Annotated in this window: 17 protein-coding genes; 8 read left to right on the top strand and 9 right to left on the bottom strand. The window is 72.2% G+C overall.

Going from position 1 to position 18,296, the window contains the following annotated elements:
* The first annotated feature begins 273 nt into the window (after window positions 1–273).
* Entirely contained in the window at window positions 274–1,935 is a 1,662-nt protein-coding gene (locus tag ACIRA5_RS22505) for a cytochrome bc complex cytochrome b subunit (protein WP_403693208.1), read from the top strand.
* Here ACIRA5_RS22505 and ACIRA5_RS22500 read toward each other — a convergent pair.
* Entirely contained in the window at window positions 1,910–2,878 is a 969-nt protein-coding gene (locus ACIRA5_RS22500) for an acyl-CoA dehydrogenase family protein (protein ID WP_403693207.1), read from the bottom strand. The genes ACIRA5_RS22505 and ACIRA5_RS22500 overlap by 26 nt on opposite strands.
* A complete protein-coding gene (locus ACIRA5_RS22495; RefSeq protein WP_403693205.1) occupies window positions 2,878–4,023 on the bottom strand; it encodes an acyl-CoA dehydrogenase family protein in 1,146 nt (381 codons plus the stop codon). The genes ACIRA5_RS22500 and ACIRA5_RS22495 overlap by 1 nt, the downstream gene beginning before the upstream one ends.
* Window positions 4,024–4,069: 46 nt before the next feature.
* Between ACIRA5_RS22495 and ACIRA5_RS22490 the strand changes: the two genes are divergently transcribed.
* The 3 genes from ACIRA5_RS22490 to ACIRA5_RS22480 are packed head-to-tail and all read left to right on the top strand — an operon-like array spanning window position 4,070 to window position 6,709.
* Window positions 4,070–4,861 (top strand): SDR family oxidoreductase, encoded by a 792-nt coding sequence (locus ACIRA5_RS22490; RefSeq protein ID WP_403693203.1) that lies wholly within the window; start codon window positions 4,070–4,072, stop codon window positions 4,859–4,861.
* Window positions 4,862–4,900: 39 nt separating this feature from the next.
* Entirely contained in the window at window positions 4,901–5,512 is a 612-nt protein-coding gene (locus ACIRA5_RS22485) for a TetR/AcrR family transcriptional regulator (RefSeq protein WP_403693202.1), read from the top strand.
* Between the two features lie 39 nt (window positions 5,513–5,551).
* Complete coding sequence (locus ACIRA5_RS22480; RefSeq protein ID WP_403693201.1) at window positions 5,552–6,709, top strand: acetyl-CoA C-acetyltransferase; 1,158 nt, start codon at window positions 5,552–5,554, stop codon at window positions 6,707–6,709.
* A 70-nt stretch (window positions 6,710–6,779) separates the two neighbouring features.
* Here ACIRA5_RS22480 and ACIRA5_RS22475 read toward each other — a convergent pair whose 3' ends face one another.
* From ACIRA5_RS22475 to ACIRA5_RS22460, 4 genes are read right to left on the bottom strand one after another with little or no spacing between them, the layout of a single operon-like run.
* Window positions 6,780–7,844, bottom strand: coding sequence for an NAD(P)H-dependent flavin oxidoreductase (locus ACIRA5_RS22475; RefSeq protein WP_403693199.1), 1,065 nt, complete (start codon window positions 7,842–7,844; stop codon window positions 6,780–6,782).
* A complete protein-coding gene (locus ACIRA5_RS22470) occupies window positions 7,844–8,614 on the bottom strand; it encodes a CoA-transferase subunit beta (protein ID WP_403693197.1) in 771 nt (256 codons plus the stop codon). Before ACIRA5_RS22470 ends, ACIRA5_RS22475 begins: the two co-directional genes overlap by 1 nt.
* The gene (locus tag ACIRA5_RS22465) at window positions 8,611–9,474 is read right to left on the bottom strand and encodes a CoA transferase subunit A (protein WP_403693195.1); all 864 of its coding nucleotides are present in this window, start codon (window positions 9,472–9,474) and stop codon (window positions 8,611–8,613) included. The genes ACIRA5_RS22470 and ACIRA5_RS22465 overlap by 4 nt, the downstream gene beginning before the upstream one ends.
* Window positions 9,471–10,235 (bottom strand): enoyl-CoA hydratase family protein, encoded by a 765-nt coding sequence (locus ACIRA5_RS22460; protein WP_403693194.1) that lies wholly within the window; start codon window positions 10,233–10,235, stop codon window positions 9,471–9,473. The genes ACIRA5_RS22465 and ACIRA5_RS22460 overlap by 4 nt, the downstream gene beginning before the upstream one ends.
* A 108-nt stretch (window positions 10,236–10,343) precedes the next feature.
* Between ACIRA5_RS22460 and ACIRA5_RS22455 the strand changes: the two genes are divergently transcribed.
* Together ACIRA5_RS22455 and ACIRA5_RS22450 are read left to right on the top strand one after the other, a co-directional pair.
* On the top strand, window positions 10,344–11,102 hold the full coding sequence (locus ACIRA5_RS22455) for an SDR family oxidoreductase (RefSeq protein WP_403693346.1): 759 nt from the start codon (window positions 10,344–10,346) through the stop codon (window positions 11,100–11,102).
* A 1-nt stretch (window position 11,103) separates the two neighbouring features.
* A complete protein-coding gene (locus tag ACIRA5_RS22450; RefSeq protein WP_403693192.1) occupies window positions 11,104–12,021 on the top strand; it encodes an SDR family oxidoreductase in 918 nt (305 codons plus the stop codon).
* Window positions 12,022–12,119: 98 nt separating this feature from the next.
* On the opposite strand, the gene ACIRA5_RS22445 is transcribed toward ACIRA5_RS22450, so the two are convergent.
* Together ACIRA5_RS22445 and ACIRA5_RS22440 are read right to left on the bottom strand one after the other, a co-directional pair.
* The gene (locus ACIRA5_RS22445; RefSeq protein ID WP_403693190.1) at window positions 12,120–13,163 is read right to left on the bottom strand and encodes an ankyrin repeat domain-containing protein; all 1,044 of its coding nucleotides are present in this window, start codon (window positions 13,161–13,163) and stop codon (window positions 12,120–12,122) included.
* A gap of 94 nt (window positions 13,164–13,257) precedes the next feature.
* On the bottom strand, window positions 13,258–14,154 hold the full coding sequence (locus ACIRA5_RS22440; RefSeq protein ID WP_403693189.1) for a hypothetical protein: 897 nt from the start codon (window positions 14,152–14,154) through the stop codon (window positions 13,258–13,260).
* A gap of 230 nt (window positions 14,155–14,384) precedes the next feature.
* Between ACIRA5_RS22440 and ACIRA5_RS22435 the strand changes: the two genes are divergently transcribed.
* A complete protein-coding gene (locus ACIRA5_RS22435) occupies window positions 14,385–15,167 on the top strand; it encodes a serine protease (RefSeq protein ID WP_352046518.1) in 783 nt (260 codons plus the stop codon).
* Between the two features lie 387 nt (window positions 15,168–15,554).
* Here the strand turns inward: ACIRA5_RS22435 and ACIRA5_RS22430 are convergent, their stop codons facing one another.
* A complete protein-coding gene (locus ACIRA5_RS22430; RefSeq protein WP_403693187.1) occupies window positions 15,555–17,300 on the bottom strand; it encodes a beta-galactosidase family protein in 1,746 nt (581 codons plus the stop codon).
* A gap of 109 nt (window positions 17,301–17,409) precedes the next feature.
* Between ACIRA5_RS22430 and ACIRA5_RS22425 the strand changes: the two genes are divergently transcribed.
* The gene (locus tag ACIRA5_RS22425; RefSeq protein WP_403693185.1) at window positions 17,410–18,294 is read left to right on the top strand and encodes a helix-turn-helix domain-containing protein; all 885 of its coding nucleotides are present in this window, start codon (window positions 17,410–17,412) and stop codon (window positions 18,292–18,294) included.
* The last annotated feature ends 2 nt before the right edge of the window (window positions 18,295–18,296 follow it).

The raw sequence follows: 18,296 nt of genomic DNA, 5'->3' as shown, positions 1-18,296 counted from the left end.
CCCCGCCGCCCCTACCCGTCCCATCCCGTTCCCGGGGGCTCTGCCCCCAGACCCCCGATCGCCCCGAACGGCCTCGTCCTCGAACGCCGGACGGGCTGAAGACGTGAACCGGCGGCGACAAGAGCGCCCCGTCAGGGGCGCGGGGAACTGCGCGCCCAGACCCCGCCCACCGGCGGCGGACGAAACCCGCCCGGGGGAGGGACAGGTGAGGGGTGACGCGCCGTTGGCTTCGGGGAGGTGTCGTGCCACTCTGGTGGGCCGAGGGGGTGGCCCATGGTCGCGGGAGAGATCAACTCCGGTCCGGGACAAGGGACTTCACGTGCGGGGCGAAGGGGCGAGACGCCGGCGGGTGAGCGGGTGGCGGACTGGGCCGACGGACGGCTCGGCCTCTACGCGCTGGCCAAGGCCAACATGCGCAAGGTCTTCCCGGACCACTGGTCCTTCATGCTCGGCGAGGTCTGCCTCTACAGCTTCCTCATCCTGATCCTGACCGGCGTCTACCTCACGCTCTTCTTCGAGCCGAGCGCCTCCGAGGTCGTCTACCACGGCCCGTACGAGCCGCTCAACGGCATCCTCATGACCCGCGCCTACGAGTCCACCCTCCACATCAGCTTCGAGGTGCGCGGCGGACTCCTGGTCCGGCAGATCCACCACTGGGCGGCGATCGTCTTCCTCGCCGGGATGCTCGTGCACATGATGCGCGTCTTCTTCACCGGCGCGTTCCGCAAGCCCCGCGAGGTCAACTGGCTGTTCGGCTGGACCCTGCTGATGCTCGGCCTGATCACCGGCCTGACCGGCTACTCGCTCCCCGACGACCTGCTCTCCGGCACCGGCGTCCGCTTCGCCCAGGGCGCGATCCTGTCGGTCCCGATCGTGGGAACGTACCTCTCCTTCTTCCTCTTCGGAGGCGAGTTCCCGGGCCACGACATCATTCCGCGCTTCTTCCCGATCCACGTCCTCCTGCTGCCGGGCATCATGCTGGGCCTGGTGATCGCTCATCTGATCCTGGTCTTCTATCACAAGCACACGCAGTACCCGGGGCCCGGACGCGACCAGAAGTCCGTCGTCGGGATGCCGTTCATGCCGGTGTACATGGCCAAGGCGGGCGGGTTCTTCTTCCTCGTCTTCGGGGTGCTGTCGATGATGGGGGCGATCGCGACCATCAACCCCGTCTGGGCCTTCGGCCCCTACCGGCCGGATCTGGTGACGACCGGCGCACAGCCCGACTGGTACCTCGGCTTCTCCGAGGGGCTCATCCGGGTGATGCCGGGATGGGAGATCAACGCCTGGGGCCACACCCTCCAACTGGGTGTGTTCATCCCCTTCTCCCTCTTCCCGCTGATCATGACCGCCATCGCCGTCTACCCGTTCCTCGAGGCGTGGATCACCGGGGACAGACGGGAACACCACATCCTGGACCGGCCGCGCAACGTCCCCACCCGCACCGGGCTCGGTGTCGCCTGGCTGACGCTGTACGGAGTGCTCCTGGTCGGCGGTGGCAACGACCTGTGGGCCACCCACTTCCACCTCTCCATCAACGCCATCACCTGGTTCGTACGGGTCTCCTTCTTCGTTGCCCCGGCCCTCGCCTTCGTCGTCACGCGCCGGATCTGCATGGGCCTGCAGCGACGGGACCGCGACAAGGTGCTGCACGGAAGGGAGTCCGGGGTCATCCGGATGCTTCCGCACGGTGAGTACGTCGAGGTGCACGAACCGCTCACCCCGGCGCAGCGGTTCACGCTCACCCAGCACGAGCAGCCCCCGCCGTACGAGGTGGGACCGCTCGTGGACGCGGGCGGCGTCGCCCGCCGGGTCGGCCCCGGCCGCAGGCTGCGCGCCCGGCTCGCCCGCGCCATGTACGGGCCCGACACCCAGATCCCGAAGCCGACGCCGGAGGAGTACCGGGAGCTCACCAGCGGCGAGCACCACCACTGAGCACCTCGGCCCGGCACTCGGCCGGAGTGCCCCACGCGGTACGCAGGGCACGGGCCTTGGCCAGCCACAGGGACAGGTCGTACTCCGCGGTGTAGCCGATCGCGCCGTGCAACTGGAGCGCCGTGCGCGCGGTGGCGTACGCGGCCTCGCAGGCCGTGACCTTGGCCGCGGCCACGTCGGCGGGCGCCATCGTCAGGGCCGCCCCGAACAGCAGCGGCCGCGCGAACTCCAGGGCGATCTTCGCGTCGGCGAGGCGATGCTTCACCGCCTGGAACGAGCCGACGGGGACACCGAACTGGGTGCGCTGCCTGACATACGCGACGGTCCGGTCGAGGAGCGCGAGACCGACGCCGAGCGCCTGGGCGGCGGTGGCGAGCCGGGCCCAGACGAGGGCATGGGCGACGGGAGGGGCGGAGGCGAGCAGTTCACCGCCTGGTGTGAGCGGTGTGAGGCGGCGGGCGGGATCCAGGGAGGCGCGTACCGGGCCGTGGCCGGGGGCCAGACGCAGTCCGTCGGCCGCCAGGGCGAGGCGGGTGGTCGCCGCGTCGCCGTCCAGCGCGTACGCCTCGTCGAGGGCCAGCGTCGCCGACGCCTCGCCCGAGGCCAGCGACGGGAGCAGCCGCCCGGCGGGCACGGGGTCCGCCAGCTCGGCCAGCAGGGCGGCCGCCGCGACCGTCTCCACCAGCGGGCCGGGCACCGCGTGCCGTCCCAGCTCGACGAAACCCACGGCCAGTTCCACCGGATGCGGGCCCATCCCCTCGTACGCCTCCGGCACCGCGAGCGCGAACACGCCCACCTCGGCGATACGGGACCACAGCGCACGGCCGCCGCCGTGGTCGCCGCGGCTCCAGTCCCGTACGACCGAGGGGGTGTCCGCGGCCGTCAGCATCGCGTCCAGCGAGTCGGCGAACGCCCGCTGCTGCGGGTCCAGGAGGAAGCGCATCAGCGGCGGCCCTTCGGGAGGCCGAGCAGGCGCTCGGCGATGATGTCGCGCTGGATCTCGTTGGTGCCGGCGTAGATCGGACCGGCGAGCGAGAAGACGTACCCCTCGGACCAGTCCGACTCCGCCCACTCGCCGTCCGGGCCGAGGAGGTCGAGGGCCGTCTCGTGCAGCGCGATGTCGTACTCGGACCAGAAGACCTTGTTCAGGCTGGCCTCCGGTCCGATGGTCCCGCCGTCCAGAAAGCGGGAGGCGCCCGCGTAGGTGAAGAGCTGGTAGGCGCGGGCGCCGATCACCGCGTCGGCCACCCGGTCGCGCAGCGCCGTGTCCGAGGGGTCGGCGCGACCGCGCCACAGGGCCTCCAGCCGGTCCGCGGCGGCGAGGAAGCGGCCCGGTGAACGCAGCGTCAGTCCTCGCTCGTTGCCCGCCGTCGACATGGCGACCCGCCAGCCCGCGCCCGGCTCGCCGATCACGTCCTCGTCCGGGACGAAGACCTCGTCGAGAAAGACCTCGGCGAAGGCCGGTCTGCCGTCCAGACGGCCGAGGGGGCGCACGGTGACCCCGGGCGCGCGCAGGTCGAACATCAGGTAGGTCAGGCCCTGATGAGGCCTCGGTGTACCCGGCTCACTGCGGAAGAGACCGAACGCGCGGTCGGCGAAGGCGGCCCGCGACGACCAGGTCTTCTGCCCGCTCAAGCGCCAGCCCCCGGCTGTACGCACCGCGCGCGAGGTGAGCGAGGCCAGGTCGGACCCCGCCTCCGGCTCGGACCACGCCTGCGCCCAGACGACCTCCCCGCCGGCCATGGAGGGCAGGATCCGGGCGCGCTGCTGCTCCGTGCCGTGGTCGAAGAGGGTGGGCGCCAGGAGGTTGATGCCGTTCTGGCCGACCCGGCCCGGTGCACCCGCCGCGTAGTACTCCTCCTCGAACACCAGCCAGCGCACGATGTCCGCGCCCCGGCCGCTGTACGCCTCCGGCCAGGACACCACCGACCAGCGGTCCGCGGCGAGTTCGGCCTCCCACACGCGGTGCGCCGCGAAGCCCTCCTCGGTCTCCAGGGACGGAAGGGGCGCCCGTGGCACATGGGCGGCGAGCCAGGTCCGGGCCTCGGCGCGGAAGGCCTCGTCGGCGGGGGAGAGGGTCAGATCCATCGGCAGCACCTTCCCTAACAAGTGTTTGGTAGGTTAGCGTGGAGGTATGAGCGACGTCGAGAGTCCGGCGTACGTCAGCGGGCACGGGCTGCTGACCGGGCGCACCGCCGTCATCACCGCCGCCGCGGGCGCGGGCATCGGCGGGGCGACGGCGCGCAGGTTCCTGGAGGAGGGGGCGCGGGTGGTCATCAGCGACGCCCATGTCCGCCGCCTCAAAGAGAGCGAAGAGGCACTCGCCGCGGAGTTCGGCGCGGCGCACGTCGCCTCGCTGCCGTGCGACGTGACGGACGAGCAGCAGGTGGAAGCCCTCTTCGCCCTGGCGGGAGAGCTCCACGACGGCCTGGACATCGTCGTCAACAACGCGGGCCTCGGCGGCACCTGTGCCCTCGTCGACATGACCGACGAGCAGTGGTCGAGAGTGCTGGACGTGACACTGAACGGCACGTTCCGGTGCACCCGGGCCGCCCTGCGCCGTTTCAGGGACCAGGGCCGCGGCGGAGTCGTCGTCAACAACGCCTCCGTCGTCGGCTGGCGCGCCCAGGCCGGTCAGGCGCACTACGCCGCCGCCAAGGCGGGCGTCATGGCGCTCACCCGGTGCGCGGCCGTCGAGGCCGCCGAGTACGGGGTGCGCGTCAACGCGGTGTCACCGAGTCTCGCCATGCACCCGCACCTGGTGAAGGTGACCACGCCCGAGCTGCTGGAGGAACTGACGGGCCGCGAGGCCTTCGGCCGCTACGCCCAGCCCTGGGAGGTGGCCAACGTGATGGTGTTCCTGGCGTCCGGCTACTCCTCGTACATGACCGGCGAAGTCGTCTCCGTCAGCAGCCAGCATGCCTAGGGCGCCGTCGGCCGGTACCCCTGGGACCACAATGGAACCGTGCCTACCAAGAAGAAGCCCCAGGTGACCGCCACCCCCGAGCGGCGCCGCGAACTCCTCGACACCGCCGCGGAGGTCTTCGCCGAGCAGGGCTACAACGCCACCACCGTACGCAAGATCGCGGACGAGGCCGGGATGCTCGCGGGCAGCCTCTACTACCACTTCGACTCCAAGGAATCGATGCTGGAGGAGATCCTGCGGACCTTCCTCGACGAGCTCTGGGAGGGCTACGACGCCGTCCTGGACGCCGAACTCGGCCCGCGCCAGACGCTGGAGGCCCTGGTCACCGAGTCGTTCCGGGAGATCGACCGGCACCGTGCCGCCGTCGCCATCTACCAGAAGGAGTCCCGGCACCTCGCCGCCCAGCAGCGCTTCGCCTTCCTCGCCGACTCGCAGCGCAACTTCGAGAAGGCGTGGCTGAGCACGCTGGAGCGCGGCGTGGCCGCCGAGGTCTTCCGGGCCGACCTCGACATCCGGCTCACCTACCGCTTCGTGCGCGACACCGTGTGGGTCGCCGCGTCCTGGTACCGGCCCGGCGGACAGCACAGCCCCGAGGAGATCGCCCGGCAGTACCTGTCGATGGTGCTGGACGGCATCTCCGTACGCGCATAGCCCATATCTGCGATACCCCATGTCTGCGAGGGAGTTGTCATGGCCGAGGCCTACATCGTCGAAGCGGTCCGTACGCCCGTCGGGCGGCGCGGGGGAGGCCTGAGCGGTGTCCACCCGGCCGACCTCGGCGCGCATGTCCTCAAGGCTTTGGTCGAGCGTTCCGGAGTGGACCCGGCCGCCGTCGAGGACGTCGTCTTCGGCTGTCTGGACACCGTGGGGCCGCAGGCCGGGGACATCGCCCGCACCTGCTGGCTGGCGGCCGGACTCCCCGAGGAGGTGCCGGGCGTCACCGTCGACCGGCAGTGCGGCTCCTCCCAGCAGGCCGTGCACTTCGCCGCCCAGGGCGTCCTGTCCGGCACCCAGGACCTGGTGGTCGCGGGCGGAGTGCAGAACATGAGCCAGATCCCCATCGCCTTCGCCTCCCGCCAGGCCGCCGAACCCCTCGGCCTCACCGAAGGCCCCTTCGCGGGCAGCGAGGGCTGGCGGGCGCGCTACGGCGACCGGCCCGTCAACCAGTTCGCCGGCGCCGAGATGATCGCCGCCAAGTGGGGCATCAGCCGCCGCGACCAGGAGGAGTTCGCCCTCCGCTCGCACCGGCGGGCGATCCGCGCCCTCGACGAGGGCCGCTTCGCCCGCGAGACCGTGGCCTACGGCGAGGTCACCGCCGACGAGGGCCCGCGCCGGGACACCTCACTGGAGAAGATGGCGGGCCTGAAGCCGGTCGTCGAGGGCGGCACCATCACCGCCGCCTGCTCCTCCCAGGTCTCCGACGGCGCCGCCGCGATGCTGCTCGCCTCCGAGCGGGCGGTACGGGAGCACGGGCTGACCCCGCGCGCCCGCGTCCACCACCTCTCCGTACGCGGCGAGGACCCCATCCGCATGCTGTCCGCGCCCATCCCGGCCACCGCGTACGCCCTGAAGAAGACCGGCATGTCCCTCGACGCCATCGACCTCGTCGAGATCAACGAAGCCTTCGCCCCGGTCGTCCTCGCCTGGCTCAAGGAGACCGGCGCCGACCCGGAGAAGGTCAACGTCAACGGCGGCGCCATCGCGCTGGGTCATCCGTTGGGGGCGACGGGCGTGAAGCTGATGACGACGCTCCTGCACGAACTGGAGCGCACCGGCGGCCGGTTCGGCCTCCAGACGATGTGCGAGGGCGGCGGCCAGGCGAACGTGACGATCATCGAAAGGCTCTGAGGCCCGGGGATCGAACGGCTCTGACCCTCGGGGGCGCACGCCGGCCCCCGAGGCTGTTCGGCCGACTCGGTCATCCGGGCGTCGAAGCACCCACGACCGCCAGGGCGCCGAGGGTTTCCCGGGCTTCCGCCATCACCCGGTCGACCAGCTCCTTGCACGACGGCAGATCCTCGATCACCCCCGCGACCTGCCCCGACGCCATCACCCCCAGGTCCGTGCGCCCGTCCACCATCGACGACTTCAGGAGCATCGGCGTGTTCGCGGCGAGCAGCACCTGGCTCCAGGTCAGCTCCTTGCCGTGTTTCATGGCGAGTCCGTCGCGGACCATCCGCGACCAGGTCAGGCCGGAGATCCGCCGGAAGCCGGCGGCCCGGCGGACGGCCTGGACGAGGGCCCGCGTCCGGCCGGACCTCTCCAAGGAGTCGACGAAGTCCGTACGCAGCATGCGATGGGGGAGGCCGTCCACGGCCGTCGTGACCGTGACGTCCCTGACCGTCGCCGCCAGGTACCGCGCCTTCACCGCGGCTGGAACGGTCGAGTCCGAGGTGAGCAGGAAACGGGTGCCCATGGCGATGCCCGCCGCCCCGTACGCCAGCGCCGCGACCAGTCCCCGCCCATCGTGGAAACCGCCCGCCGCGACCACCGGGATGTCCACCGCGTCCACCACCTGCGGCAGCAGCACCGTCGTCGCGACGTCGCCGGTGTGGCCGCCGCCCTCGCCGCCCTGCACGATCACCGCGTCCGCGCCCCAGGCGGCCACCTTCTCGGCGTGCCGGCGCGCCCCGACGGAGGGGACGACGACCACACCCGCCTCCTTCAGCTCGGTGATCAGCTCGCGGGAGGGCGCGAGGGCGAAGGACGCGACCCGTACCCCCTCGTCGACGATGATCCGTACCCGCTCGCCCGCGTCCCCGGCGTCGGCGCGCAGATTCACCCCGAACGGCGCGTCCGTACGGGACCTGACCTCGCGTATGGCCTCTCTCAGATGGTCGAGGGTCATCGTCGCGGAGGCCAGGATGCCCAGCGCTCCCGCGTTCGCCGCCGCCGACACCAGGCGGGGGCCCGCGACCCAGCCCATGCCGGTCTGCACGACGGGGTGACGGACACCGACGAGGCGGGTGAGCGCGGTCTCCATCAGCTCCTGACCTCTCGGTCCCGGGCGCCGCCCGGATCGATGACCTCGCGGATCAGTCTCAGCTCCTCGGGAGTCGGTTCGCGGGTGCGGGGCACCCCGTCGGGGACCGACAGCCCAAAGCCCGTGCCCTCCCGCACCTGTTCCACGGTGACGCCCGGGTGCAGTGAGGCGAGCCGCATCGAGTGGTCGGGGGTGGCGAAGTCGAAGACACCGAGGTCGCTCACCACGCGCGGGATGCGATGGAAGCGGTTGGCGCTCGGGCCCGCGGCGGCCGCACGGTCGTACCCCACCCCGCACACCATGTCGACCCGCTCGACGAAGACGCGCGGCGAGTGCCTGGGGACCCAGTAACTGGTCGGGTTGTTCAGGGTGTTGACCGGCGCGCCGCGCACGCCGAGCAACTGGCGCGTGGGCCTGGACCAGTCACCGATGCAGGAGATGTTCTGGTTGCCGAAGCGGTCGAGCTGGCTCGCGCCCATCATCACGTGCCGACGTCCGCCGGTGACCATGGTGAGGTGCTGACGGTAGGGCAGCCAGCCCTCCGGGGTGCCGTCGAGGCCGACGAGCATCGCCTCGCCGTCGGTCAGCAGCAGATCGGGGGAGAAGGTGCGCTTGGCGAGACGGGCGCCGATGGAGGGGATGGAGCCCATGGGGCTGGCGAGCACCTCGCCGTTGTCCCGCCAGGCCTCGGCGCAGGCGATCACGCAGTACTCGGCGCGGGTGACCACGGCTGCGGGGGTACCGGGCGGGGGAGTGGATGCGGGACTCATCGCTGCTCCTCGTGCCAGGCCCGTACGGCGGACTGGTAGGCCTGTTCGTCGCCGGCGAGGAAGCGCGCGGCGAACTCGGCGTGCGGCGTGGTGGCATACAGCTTCTGGAAGGGCTCGTCGCGCCCGTGGTCGGGGGCGCAGGACGTGAAGTGCGCGCCGTTCGGCGTCTCGACGACGCCCGTCACGCTCGACCGCTTGAGCAGCAGGGTCTGCGGGGCGGCCTCCTTGGTGAGCTCCGCCGTGTCGACCACGCGCTCGCACGAGACGTACGCGGCGTCGGCCGCCTCGCAGAACAGGTCGTCGAAGTACGGGTCCGGGCCCAGATACTGACCGTTGCCCAGGCGGTCGGCGCGGTTCATGTGGACCAGGGCCGCGTCCAGGCGCAGGGCGGGCATGGCGACGAGCTCCTCCCGCACCCCCGAGGAGGCATCGGCGTACGGCGAAGTGACCGTGCGCAGGCCGGGGTTGACCCGCATCACGTCCGAGCCGAGCCCGGCCCGGACGGGGAGGAAGGGCAGCCGGTTCGCGGCGGCGTGCAGGCCCCACATGAACATCGCCTCGTCGACCTCCATCAGCTCGAACGCCCCGCGCTCGCGCGCCGCCCGGTAGTGCGGTTCGAGCGGGATCGAGTCGAGGGTGGTGAAGGCGGTGACGAGCCTGCGGATCCGGCCCGCGGCGGCGAGCAGGCCGACGTCCGGGCCGCCGTACGACACCACGGTGAGATCGGTGATCCCGGTGCGCAGCAGTGCTCTCACCAGGGCCATCGGCTTGCGGCGCGAGCCCCAGCCGCCGATGCCCAGGGTCATCCCGCTGTGGAGCCGGGAGATCACCTCGTCGGTGGTCATCGTCTTGTCGCTCACCTGTCGACCCCCTCCTTTCCGAAGGTGCCGCGGACACGGTCGGCGACCCCGCCGAGGTTCGCCTCGAAGGTGAAGCCCTGCTCGAATCGGTAGCTGCGGCGCACGTCCACGGGGTCGATGCCGTTGAGCGCGGCCTTCGCGAGCCGGATCAGCTCGCCGTCCTTGGCGGCGATCTCTCGCGCCAGGTCCAGCGCGGCGCCCAGGAGTTCCCCGCGCGGCACGACCCGCCACACCGAGCCGTGCGCGCGCAGCTCGGCGGCGGTCGCCGTGCGCGAGGTGTAGTACAGCGCGCGCACCAGGTGGCCCGGGACCAGGCGGGCCAGATGCGTGGCCGCGCCGAGGGCGCCACGGTCCAGCTCGGGCAGGCCGAACGTGGCGTCCTCGCTCGCCACGATCGCGTCCGCGTTCCCCACCAGCCCGATCCCGCCGCCCAGACAGAAGCCGTGCACCGCCGCGACGACGGGGACCTCGCACTCGTAGACCGCGGCGAAGGCCTCGAAACAGCCGCGGTTCGCCCCTATGAGCGCGCGATGGCCCCCGCTGTCCCTGGTCTCGCGCTGCATCTCCTTGATGTCCACGCCCGCGTTGAAACCGCGCCCCACGGCCGTCAGCACGACGCACCGGACGCCGGGGTCGCGGCCCGCCGCGCGCAGGGCGTCGGCCAGGTCGAACCAGCCGCGCACCGGCAGCGCGTTCACCGGTGGGTAGTCGACCGTGACGACGGAAATCCCCTTTTCCGGGGACGAGGTGGAGACACCCATGGACGCATCAGCTACCTTTCCACCTCAGGACCATTCCACCAAACGTTTGTTAGGCGCACTCTCGAAGCTAGCAGTGAATGCATCCGGGCGGGAGGCCCTGTGGACAACCTGGATCTCGGGGGCAGGACCGTCGTCGTCACGGGCGGCACCCGTGGGGTGGGGGCCGGGATCGCCCGGGCCTTCGTCGAGGCGGGCGCGGACGTGGTGGTCTGCGCCCGCAGACCCCCCGACGTACCGCTGGAGGGTACGGAGTTCGTGTCGGTGGACCTCCGCGACCCGGCCGCCGTGCACGCCTTCTTCGCCGCGCTGCCCCGGCTCGACGTGCTGGTGAACAACGCGGGCGGCGCGCCCTACCGTCCCCTGACGGAGGCGGACGCCGGACGCCACGCGCGCGTGATCGAGCTGAACCTGATCGTGCCGCTGACCGCCTCGCTCGCCGCGTACGAGCACCTCAGGCGGGCCCGGGGATCGATCGTGATGATCGGCAGTGTGAGCGGAGCGCGGCCGTCGCCCGGGTCGGCGGCGTACGGGGCGGCCAAGGCGGGCCTCGAGAACCTGGCCCGTTCGATGGCGGTCGAGTGGGCTCCCGACGTCCGGGTCAACACCCTCGTCGTCGGCATGGTCCGCACCGAACTCTCCCATCTGCACTACGGCGGCGAGGACGGCATCGCGGCCGTCTCCCGCACCGTCCCGCTGGGCCGTCTCGCCGACCCGTCCGACATCGGCGGGGCCGCGGTCTTCCTCGCCTCGGAGGCGGCGAGGTACATCAGCGGGGCCTCACTGCTCGTCCACGGCGGCGGCGAGCGGCCCGCCTTCCTGGACGCGGCGACCGCCAACAAGGCCGGCACGTCCGACAAGGGGGACTGAGATGAGTGGACCGCTGCTGTGCGAGGGGCGGGTCGTGATCGTCACGGGCGCCGGGCGCGGACTCGGCCGCGCGCACGCCCTCGCGTACGCCGCCGAGGGAGCGCGGGTCGTCGTGAACGACCTCGGGGTGGGCCTCGACGGTACGCCCGGCCCGGACAGCCCGGCCGCGCTGGTCGTGGCGGAGATCCGGGCGGCGGGCGGACAGGCGGTGGCCCACGGCGGCGACATCGCCACCACCGACGGCGCCGCCTCCCTCGTACGCACCGCGCTGGAGACGTACGGACGCCTGGACACCCTCGTCAACAACGCGGGGTTCCTGCGCGACCGGATGCTCGTCAACCTCGACGAGGACGACTGGGACGCCGTGCTGCGCGTCCACCTCAAGGGTCACTTCCTGCCGCTGAAGCATGCGGCGGCGCACTGGCGGGCGGAGGCGAAGGACGGCCGCACGCCCCGGGCCAGGGTCGTCAACACCAGCAGCGGGGCGGGTCTGCTGGGTTCGGTCGGACAGGGCAACTACAGCGCCGCCAAGGCCGGGATCATCGGCCTGACCCTGGTCGCCGCGGCCGAACTGGGCCGCTACGGCGTCCAGGTCAACGCGATCGCCCCCGCGGCCCGCACCCGGATGACCGAACGCACCTTCGCGGACACCATGGCGGCCCCCGACGCCGACTCCTTCGACGCGATGGCCCCCGAGAACGTCTCCCCCCTCGTCGTCTGGCTCGGCGCGAGCGCGAGCACCGGAGTCACCGGCCGCGTCTTCGAGACCGAGGGCGGCCGCATCACCGTCATGGAGGGCTGGCGGCCGGGCCCCACCGCGGACAAGGGCGCCCGTTGGACCCCGTCCGAGGCCGGCGACACGGCCCTGAAGCTGCTGGCGCAGGCGGAGGTTCCGGGGGCGGTGTACGGGGCCGGGTAGGGGACGCCTCCATCCGTGAGGACGTATCCCTGAAGACGGTCCCTGAAGACGGTCCCTGAGGTCGTATCCCCGAGGACGTGTCCCCGTGGGCGCGTGGTTCAAGGACCGGACGGGCCGGGGGAGTCCAGCCGCGTCAGCGCGCTCGTCGCCCGGTCGCGGATCACGGGGTCGGCCGCGCCGGTGAGGACGCGCAGGATCGGCAGGCCGTGGGGGTTGCCCAGGCGGCCCAGTACGTCCGCGCCGAAGGCCTGGCGGAGGGGGGCGGGGGCGGCGCACCACTCGACCGCCGCCCGGAACGTCTCCTCGTCGCCGCGCAGGCCCAGCGCTGTCGCCGCCTCGGTCCAGTCGTCGTTGCCGGGGTCGGCGGGACCCAGAGCGCGGGCGGCCAGTTCGGCGGCGGGCGCGGTGATGCCGAGGGCGGATTCGAGAAGGGTCGCTATCGCGGCGTGGCCCGTCTGCTGATCGTTGCTCGCGACGGGATGCCCGGCCGGGTCCAGGAGTTGGACCTCCACGGTGATGCCGCCGTCCTGCGGGTAGCGGTGCGTGACGGAGGGATGGCCCGGGCCCCAGGTCGCTTCCAGGCCCGCGCGCACCTCGGTCTCCACATCGGCGGTGAGCCGGCGGTGGGCCTCGGCGAGCGCCGCCGACCGCGCCCGCGCTCCGTGCCGCAGGAGGGCGCGTACACAGCCGGGTGAACCACGGCGGGCGGCCGCGACGAGCGGGGGCTCACCGGTCGGGCCCGGGCGGTCGGGATCCGCGCCCGCCGCGAGGAGTTCCCTCACCACCGCGACCCGCCCCAGCCGCACCGCCCACGTCAGCGCCGTGAACCCGAACTCCTCCACCGTGTCCGGCGCGGCCCCGGCCGCCAGCAGGGCGCGTACGACCTCCGTGTGCCCACCGCATGCCGCCCCGCACAGCGGCGCGTCCGTGCCCTGGCTGAGCCGGTCGGGCGCGGCCCCGGCCACCAGCAGCAGCCGTACGACGCCGGGCCGGTCGCTCACCGCCGCGAGATACAGCGCCGTCTGGCCGTCCTCGTCCACCGCGTCCGGGCTCACACCGGAGCGCAGCAGCCGTACCACCGCGTCCTCGTCACCCTCGTGCACAGCCGTGAAGAGGTGTGCCGCGGGGTCGTTCGTGCTCATCCCTCGACCCTCGCTCGCGAAGGACGCGAGAGGCAAAGTCTTCGGGGGTGTTGTGCCTCACCTCCCCCCACGCACACCGCGTGCGTCGCATGTCCTACGTGTCGCACTCCAGCACCGTCCTGCACAGCGTGCAGCGCGCCCGTACCCGGCCCCGGACCGGCACGCGGATCCGCTGGTGACAGGTCGGGCAGGGGAAGGAGACGCGCAGGGGCCCGCGGCTGTCGGGGCTGAACGCGTAGGGGACACCGGGGTGCGGGCCCGGTGCGTGCTGGTCCTGGGCGTGCCGTCGGTCCTTCGCGTAGCGGCGGCGGCCCGCCCAGCCGGCCGCGGTCAGCGGGGGCTGCTGCTCGTCACGGCGGGCCTGCGCCATGCCCTGCGTGTACGCCGTGTACGCCTGCGGGCTGGTGAACCAGATCGAGGGGTCCTCGCCGAACACCAGGGAGCGTTTGGCGAGGACGTAGCCGAACTCCTCCGGGGTGAGGTAGCCGAGTTTCTGCGAGGAGTCCGCGTCCTCCCGGTAGGCGTCGAGAAGCAGCCAGCCCGCGCCGAGGTAGGTCGCCGCGGTGTCCGTGAGGATCTCGTTGTCGCGCGTGCCGGGGAAGTAGAGGTCGAGGCGGTGCAGATAGACGTGCATCACCTCGTGGGCGAGGGCCGCGCCGATGTCCCGGCGGTGGGAGCGGAAGCGGTCGTTCAGTTCGACGAAGTACTCGGGGCCCGCCGTGAGTTCGACGTTGGCCGCCTGGGTCATCTCGCGGAAGCCGATGATCAGCCGGGCGTCCGGGAGGTGGTAGTGGCGCACCATCTCGCGGGCCACGCGCTGCGCGCCCAGATGCAGGTCGTCGATGTCGCCGAAGGCCACGTCGGCGGGGGCCACGCTGGTCGCGAAGGTGTGGATGGTGTCGTACGAGAGCCGCTTGTAGAGCGCGGTGATCGATGCCCGCACCGTGTCCAGATGCGGGAAGCCGTGCTCGACGGGTCCGCCGTTCGCCACGTCCGTACCCCCTGAAGACGCCGGGCCTCCTGCGTTCCACTCTAAGCGCCGTTCCGGTGGGTGGCGGAGCGCGGCTGGCTGAAATGGGGTCCTTGTCGGAGTGCTGCCGTGTCTAAATAATTCGCAAAGGCTTGGCGGGTGCATGTCACTCGATGCGTGCGACGACGGTCGTGTCGCGCGGCCTCGGTGTGACCCCGTCGGGCTTCCAACCCCCCACGAGAGGAAGCACGTTGAAGTCTTCGAAGAAGTTCACGGGCATCAAGAGAGTCCTCGCCCTCGGCGCGGTCACCCTCGCCACCGTCTCGCTCCAGCCCGTCTCCGCGCAGGCCGCGCCCACGCCCGTCGTCGGCGGCACCCGCGCGGCGCAGGGAGAGTTCCCGTTCATGGTACGGCTCTCCATGGGCTGCGGCGGTGCGCTCTACACCCAGCAGATCGTCCTCACCGCCGCGCACTGTGTGAGCGGCTCCGGCAACAACACCTCCATCACCGCCACCGCCGGCGTCGTCGACCTCCAGAGCAGCAGCGCGACCAAGGTCAAGTCGACCAAGGTGCTCCAGGCGCCCGGCTACAACGGCAAGGGCAAGGACTGGGCGCTGATCAAGCTCGCCTCGCCCGTCAACCAGCCCACACTGAAGATCGCCACCACCACCGCGTACAACAACGGCAACTTCACCATCGCCGGATGGGGCGCCGCGCGTGAGGGCGGCGCCCAGCAGCGCTACCTCCTCAAGGCCACCGTCCCCTTCGTCAGCGACGCCACCTGTCAGCAGGCGTACGGCGGCGATCTTGTGCCCGGCGACGAGATCTGTGCCGGGTTCGTGCAGCAGGGTGGGGTCGACACGTGCCAGGGTGACTCCGGTGGGCCGATGTTCCGCAAGGACGACTCCGGGGCGTTCATCCAGGTCGGGATCGTCAGTTGGGGGCAGGGCTGTGCGGAGCCGGGGTATCCCGGGGTGTACTCCGAGGTCTCGACCTTCGCCGCCGACATAGCCAGAGCGGCGTCCACGCTGTAGGGGCTGCGCCCCTCCGATCCCGGGTGAGTTTCTCGGGTGCGGGTGCGGGTGCGGGTGCGGGTGGGCGGTGGCAGATCGCGCCGTTCCCCGCGCCCCTGAGGGTGGGGCCGCGCCCCACCTCCCCGCGCGGCCGGAGTTCTTCGGCTGTCGGACGAAGGGGGCAGATCGCGCCGTTCCCCGCGCCCCTGAAAGCCTCGGGCGTCCGGGGTTCGAAGGCCGCCCAGCGCCCGTGGCCGAAGGCCGCACCCCACCCGCCCCGGCCCGCTGCCTTCAGCCCGTCCGGCGTCTGAGGACGAGGCCGTTCGGGCCGATGGGGGGCTGGGGGCGGAGCCCTCAGGCCGGGGATGGGGCGGGTAGGGGGCGGCGGGGCGAGGGAGGCGGTTGTGGCTATACCGGGACGCTGAGGACGGGCGCCGTCGGCGACGGTTCCTGGAGCTCCAGGACCCACACCTCGTTGGTACCCTCACGCAGCACCGGCCCGGGAACGTACAACGACCGCTGCGGCCCCACCGACCAGTACCGCCCGAGACAGAACCCGTTGACCCACACGAACCCCCGCGTCCAGCCCGGAAGTTCCAGGAAGGCGTCCCCGACGCCACGCACCTCCACGGTGCCCCGGTACAGCCCGCGACCGCCCTCCGCGGGCAGCCCCGCGAACGGCACCCGTCCCACACCCTCACCGTCGAACGCGTCAAGCCGCAGCCCCCGCGCCCGCACCCCGTGCAGATACTGCCGCTCGTGCAGCATCCCCCCGGTGATGCCCTTCGGCTCACCCGAACGCGGACCGTAGTTGACCCTCCCCAGGGACTCCACCCACGCCTCCACGCGCGCGTGCCCCGCGACTGGCTCCTTGAGCTCCGGATCGTCCTCGGTGAGCACACCGGCCGCCACACCGTCGACGTACACCACCGCCAGGTCCCGCAGCCCACGCAGCAGGAGGGGGTACGGCGCCCGCGGACCGGGGACGGTCACCTCGTACTTCACCAGGCCCCGGTCGACGTCCAGTTCCTCGAAGGTGGGCGGGACGGGGTACTCGGCGTCCCGGCCGCCCAGTGTCTCCAGTACCGCGTCCAGGGCGGCCCACTCCCGAAGATCGACGGCCGTACCCGCACCGAGCGCCGCGGGCGCCGGCGGCAGCTCCGGCAGCGGACCGTCCGCGTACGCGCCCAGGATCTCCCTGAAGCGCCAGAACTTCTCGGTGGGACGCCCCAGTTCGTCGATGGGCGCGTCGTAGTCGTAGGAGGTGACGTCGGGCTCCAAAGGGCCCTCGTGCAGCGAGCCCCCGCCCCGGTTCGCCCCCGCCCAGCCCGCGAAGTTGGTACCCCCGTGCGCCATGTACAGGTTGACCGAAGCCCCGCACTCGAGGATCTCGCGCAGCGCCTGTGCCGCGTCCCCCGCATCCCGTACGACATGCTCGCCGCCCCAGTGGTCGAACCAGCCGCACCAGAACTCCATGCACATCAGCGGCCCCTCGGGCCGGTGCCGGCGCAGTACCTCGAAGGCCTCGCGCGCGCGGGAGCCGAAGTTGACGGTCGCGAGGACACCGGGGATCGAACCGCCGGTGAGCATGTAGTCCTCGGGACCGTCCGAGGTGACCAGCGCGGCGCTCACGCCCTCGGCGCGCAGCACGTCCGCCAGACGCCGCAGATACACCTGGTCGGAGCCGTAACTTCCGTACTCGTTCTCGACCTGCACCATCAGCACCGGCCCGCCGCGGTCGATCTGCCGCGGCACGATCTCGCGCAGCACCTGGTGGAACCAGCGCTCCACGTGCCCCACGTACTCCTCGTCCCGGGTGCGCAGCCGCCCCGTCAGCCAGTGCGGCAGCCCCCCGTTCTCCCACTCCGCGCAGATGTACGGGCCGGGGCGCACGATCGCCCACAGGCCCGCCTCCCGCACGGCGTCCAGGAACCGGCCCAGCGCCTGGACGTCCCGGTACTCGCCCCGGCGCGGCTCGTGCAGATTCCACGGGACGTACGTCTCCACACAGTTGAGCCCCATCGCCCGCAGCATCCCCAGCCGATGCCCCCACTGCTCCTCGTGCACCCGGAAGTAGTGCAACGCGCCGGACAGCAGCCGCACCGGGCGCCCGTCCAGCAGAAAATCCGTGTCCCCCACCGTGAACTCGCTCATGAGCTCACCCTCACCTCTGGCGGCGGCCACGTCCATGGACAAAGATCAGCTCTGGTTGGACCAAACAGTGACGTCGGCGGCAAGGGCGCAAGGGAGGAGAGGCGCGCGGATGCACCACACCTGGATGCGCTATTTCTCCCCCGCTCCCGTCCACCACCGGCTCGGCCTCGCCTGCCTCGGCGTAGGCCTGCAGTACGGCGAACTGCCCACCGTCGGGCCCCGCACCGTCGACCACCACGTGGCCGTCGTCGTCAGCGCGGGCGGCGGCTGGTTCCGGGGCCCCGACGGACACCACCACACCGTCACCGCGCCCGCCCTGCTCTGGCTCACCCCCGGCGTGCCCCACCACTACGGACCCGACCCCAGCTGGGACGAGTGCTTCGTCGACTTCACCGGGCCCGCCACCGCCACGTACACCGAACTCGGCTACATCGAACCCGACCGCCCCGTCGTGCCGCTCTCCGACGCCACCGGTGCCCGCGCCACCGTCGGCCGCATCGCCCGCGCCGCCCGCCGCGGCAACCCCCTCCTCGAAGTCGAGACCGGCGCCGCCGTCCACGAACTCCTCGTCGCCCTGCGCCGCGCCCGCGCCGACCTCGCCCCCGACGGCGACCCCGTCCTGCACGCCCTCGCCCGTGACGCGTTCCAGCCACTGTCCGTCGCCGAGCACGCGGCCCGGCACGGCATGACCCCCACCGAACTGCGCGCCGCCGTCCGCCGCGGTGCCGGCCGCAGCCCCAAGGACTACCTTCTCGGCATCCGCCTGGGCCGCGCCAAGGAACTCCTCGCCGCCACCGAACTCCCCGTCGCCGCCGTCGCCCGACGCGTCGGCTACGACGACCCCGCCTACTTCTCCCGCCTGTTCACCCGCCGCGTCGGCATGGCCCCCGTCCGCTTCCGCGAACAGCAGGGCCGCACCCTCCCCGGCGGCTGGAGCGACCGCATACCCGACCCCGACGATCCGCCCATGATCGAGCCCCCGCACGCCACGTAAAG

It is taken from the genome of Streptomyces sp. NPDC096311 (assembly GCF_044763085.1).
In the GTDB taxonomy this organism is placed as follows: domain Bacteria; phylum Actinomycetota; class Actinomycetes; order Streptomycetales; family Streptomycetaceae; genus Streptomyces.
The sequence above is the reverse complement of the archived record's forward strand: the minus strand, read 5'-3'. Positions and strand labels throughout refer to the sequence as shown.

Coding starts and splice junctions, on each gene's coding strand:
- ACIRA5_RS22505 (WP_403693208.1), top strand. CDS start 274: ATGGTCGCGGGAGAGATCAACTCCGGTCCGGGACAAGGGACTTCACGT.
- ACIRA5_RS22500 (WP_403693207.1), bottom strand. CDS start 2,878: ATGCGCTTCCTCCTGGACCCGCAGCAGCGGGCGTTCGCCGACTCGCTG.
- ACIRA5_RS22495 (WP_403693205.1), bottom strand. CDS start 4,023: ATGGATCTGACCCTCTCCCCCGCCGACGAGGCCTTCCGCGCCGAGGCC.
- ACIRA5_RS22490 (WP_403693203.1), top strand. CDS start 4,070: ATGAGCGACGTCGAGAGTCCGGCGTACGTCAGCGGGCACGGGCTGCTG.
- ACIRA5_RS22480 (WP_403693201.1), top strand. CDS start 5,552: ATGGCCGAGGCCTACATCGTCGAAGCGGTCCGTACGCCCGTCGGGCGG.
- ACIRA5_RS22475 (WP_403693199.1), bottom strand. CDS start 7,844: ATGGAGACCGCGCTCACCCGCCTCGTCGGTGTCCGTCACCCCGTCGTG.
- ACIRA5_RS22470 (WP_403693197.1), bottom strand. CDS start 8,614: ATGAGTCCCGCATCCACTCCCCCGCCCGGTACCCCCGCAGCCGTGGTC.
- ACIRA5_RS22460 (WP_403693194.1), bottom strand. CDS start 10,235: ATGGGTGTCTCCACCTCGTCCCCGGAAAAGGGGATTTCCGTCGTCACG.
- ACIRA5_RS22450 (WP_403693192.1), top strand. CDS start 11,104: ATGAGTGGACCGCTGCTGTGCGAGGGGCGGGTCGTGATCGTCACGGGC.
- ACIRA5_RS22445 (WP_403693190.1), bottom strand. CDS start 13,163: ATGAGCACGAACGACCCCGCGGCACACCTCTTCACGGCTGTGCACGAG.
- ACIRA5_RS22430 (WP_403693187.1), bottom strand. CDS start 17,300: ATGAGCGAGTTCACGGTGGGGGACACGGATTTTCTGCTGGACGGGCGC.
- ACIRA5_RS22425 (WP_403693185.1), top strand. CDS start 17,410: ATGCACCACACCTGGATGCGCTATTTCTCCCCCGCTCCCGTCCACCAC.